The sequence below is a fragment of the Vibrio sp. V19_P1S1T109 genome, assembly GCF_002241375.1.
GTDB classification, from domain to species: Bacteria; Pseudomonadota; Gammaproteobacteria; order Enterobacterales; family Vibrionaceae; genus Vibrio; species Vibrio anguillarum.
Window position 1 is genome coordinate 1 of the sequence record NZ_NDIM01000191.1, and the last position, 3,200, is coordinate 3,200.

Consider the following 3,200-nt stretch of genomic DNA (forward strand, 5'->3'; position numbering starts at 1 on the left):
ATATAAAGCAGTGAATTTGTTGTTTTTGAAATTAAAATCTATTAAAGGTTTAATTATAAGCGGAATACTCTGCTTGTTATGAAAGTGTTTCTGATTTTTGGCGAACACTTGTAGTGTGGTTTAAGGCCCCAAAGGTACAGTTGTTAGCTGAATTAGGCGAGGAGATGATATTACAAGCATTAAAAAGGGCTGGAAAACCAGCCCTTTATTGACGCTATGCTAATAAACGTTGCGCTTAGAAGCTGCGGCTATATTGTAAGCCGACTAGGATTGCATCTGCGTGAGTCGTTGCCGTCAGAGTTGAAAGATATTGAGGTGAACCAAGAGGATTAGGTGTTCCTTCAGATACTTGTACATCATCACCCAGTAAGTAGGTGAAACCAAAATCAATATTTGATTTTTCATCTAGGTTATAAGTAAAGCCAGCAGAGAACCATTGGCGGTCAGAGTCAGGTACTGATACTGACGTTAATGAATCTTGAGCGCTGGTGTCATACATATAACCAGCACGTAAAGTCCAATCTGTATTTAAATAATAAGTTCCGCCAATAGCATAATGCCATCCATCTTGCCATTTATATGGTTTGTTGTAAGTAGAACCTAGTGGGGAGTTTTTGAGGTCACTAAATTCAATTTGATCAAATGTGCTCCAGCCGATCCATTGTACGCTGTAATGAACTGCAAAATTGGTATCTTTTATTTTATGGAATCCAGAAAACTCAAAAAGGTCAGGCAATGGTAAATTGATTTTTTGTCCTTTATCATCTTTTGCTTCCATTTCAGGACTGTAATGATATGCGGCACCGAAACGGTTATTTTCATCTAGCTCAAAGACAGTACCAAAGTTGAATCCGATAGCCCAAACATCAGCACCATCTACGTTGACTAAATCTTTACCACCCAAACTTGCGACATCAGAACTAGCCGTACGTTTCATGGTTCCTTTACCATAGATTAAATCTAGTCCAGCGCCAACACTCCATTGAGAGTCTATTCTGTAAGAACCAGCAAGGCCTAAGTTAAAGCTCTTGACGTCTGTTAAACCGCCATATTCACTAGCAGAGTAACTATCTGAAAATTCAGTTTTTGTACCAAAGTTAGAATAGGCATTGACGCCCCACGCAAACTTATCATTGAGAGGGACAATGAGATGGATATTTGGAGCAATAGATGTACCGCCTGCTTCATCATAATTTGCGTTTTTTGGAGCCGATAGCTGTGGTGCAACTTGGCAAGTTGTACCACAGTATTTCGCATCCTTGACTTTAATTTTTGTCGTTATGGATTCAAAGCCCAAAGAGAGTGAGGTTTCATCAAACAACGCCATTGCGGCAGGGTTACGAGCCATCACCGATGCGTTATCGGCAATAACAGCATCACCAGCAAATGCACGACCTAGGCCAGTCGCAGATTGTGCATTGAGCTGAAAGCCCGCTGCCAGTGCTTGTTGTGAAGCGAGAGCTACCGTTACGGCAAGTAACGATTTTTTAAACAGACGCGTCTTGTTCATGGTGCTTTTCCTTTTTGATTTCATCGCCTCTAATGGACGTTGTTTTTGAGCAAATGCTCAATTGGTGGCTGATACTAGAGGCAAGTATAGAAGATAGAAATCCGACCATTGTCTAATTGAATGATAAAATTGCAGAAATGATGTCTATTTGGCAGGAAAAAGGCGGAAAATGCTTGTTTATAGAGTTTAAGCTCTATTTTTGTCTAGGGAACCTGGCCCGCATTATATACAGGCCAGGAATGGTTTTAATGGGAAGGTTTTAGCATAGGCATTAGTTTTTTAGCGATGTTCGTGACATCTTCGCCATTTTCACCGACAAGGATCAGGCTAGCATCACCGACGGGTTCGATGATTCCTGCCATGCTTTGCTCATTAAAGTTCACGGCTTGTTCACTGGCAATGCCTGTGAAAAAGAGCGTCACTTTCCCGCTTTCACCTTGAAAAACCATGTGCAGAGCGTTTGCCTTGCCAAAACCACAGTGGTTTAGGTAATAAACGTGGTAAGGGAAGTTACTGCTTAACTGATAAGCGAATGGCAGCATTTTGGCGTTGATCTGCGTTGAATTCACTTGTTCATCCAGTTGGTTGACAAAGCCTTCTTCATCAATGACGTGTTTGATGGCGGTGTCCATTAGGCTTGCCTGCGCCGGTGGAATGAGCACATTTCGCCAATTGATTTGGCCAACCAATAAACCAAACACAAAAGCAATCGATGCAGCCAATGTCATCGCTTGCTTGGCAAAAGTAGGTCGGATGACATTGCTTGCCATTGTGGTTTGACTAAATAGAATACGGTCTGCGAGATCGTCAGGCACGTCTACATTCATTGCAGTAGCAATCGTTGCATCTAAGCTCAATATGTCCTCTAGGAACTGACGATTAGTATCACTAGTGGATGCCGCTTGGATAATCTCTTGGTCATGCTGTTTTGGATCGGACATAACTCGGCGGCGAAATTCTAATTCATCCATTTTGCTGCCCCTTATACGCTTCTGATGAATCCAATTGTTCTTTTAATTGATTACGAGCTCGAAACAGACGAGTCATGACCGTGTTCTTATTGAGTTCGAGGATCTCGCCAATTTCATCACCACTAAAACCACCAATGACTTGTAGAAAAAGAGGTTCGCGGTATTCAATATCCAGCTTCATTATCTGTGCCTGCAACCACTCTTGTTGATGATGAGGATCATCGTTGACTTTTACGTCACCGCTGTAGTCATCAATATCGACCAACTCAAACTGCTTGCACTCAAAGCGGCGCGCGTTCTCACGACGAAGAATAGTTATAAGCCACGATTTGGCCGCTTTCTCGTCGAGCAAACTATCGAGAGATTTCCAAGCCCTCAAGCAGGTTTCTTGGACTAAATCTTCAGCAATGCTTTTATCTTTACATAGCCAATAGGCATAACGAAAAAGATCTCGGTGATAAGCACGCACAAGCGTTTCATATTTTCTCTGTCTGTCAATATTACTATTGACCGGGCTGCTGGACTTTTTCTTTCCAAACATGGTTATTATCGACACATGAGTCTCCGTTTGCTCTGTGATTTCTTCTTTGTTTAGGCCATTTTATGGTCGTCTTGCGATGAACGCTTCGCGTATTCGTTCGCTTTCGATCCGTTCAAGTTGTTCGGTAACATCAATTCAAGCGTCGACGGCTTTTTAATTTCATAGTATGGAATAAATC

General features: G+C 42.0%; 3 protein-coding genes. All 3 read right to left on the minus strand.

Going from position 1 to position 3,200, the window contains the following annotated elements:
* Positions 1 to 235: 235 nt before the first annotated feature.
* Entirely contained in the window at positions 236 to 1,534 is a 1,299-nt protein-coding gene (locus tag B9J87_RS09125; protein WP_017050593.1) for an outer membrane protein transport protein, read from the minus strand.
* Positions 1,535 to 1,755: 221 nt separating this feature from the next.
* Positions 1,756 to 2,481, minus strand: coding sequence for a DUF3379 domain-containing protein (locus tag B9J87_RS09130; RefSeq protein ID WP_094150347.1), 726 nt, complete (start codon positions 2,479 to 2,481; stop codon positions 1,756 to 1,758).
* Positions 2,474 to 3,022 (minus strand): sigma-70 family RNA polymerase sigma factor, encoded by a 549-nt coding sequence (locus B9J87_RS09135; RefSeq protein WP_094150349.1) that lies wholly within the window; start codon positions 3,020 to 3,022, stop codon positions 2,474 to 2,476. Before B9J87_RS09135 ends, B9J87_RS09130 begins: the two co-directional genes overlap by 8 nt.
* Between the last annotated feature and the right edge of the window lie 178 nt (positions 3,023 to 3,200).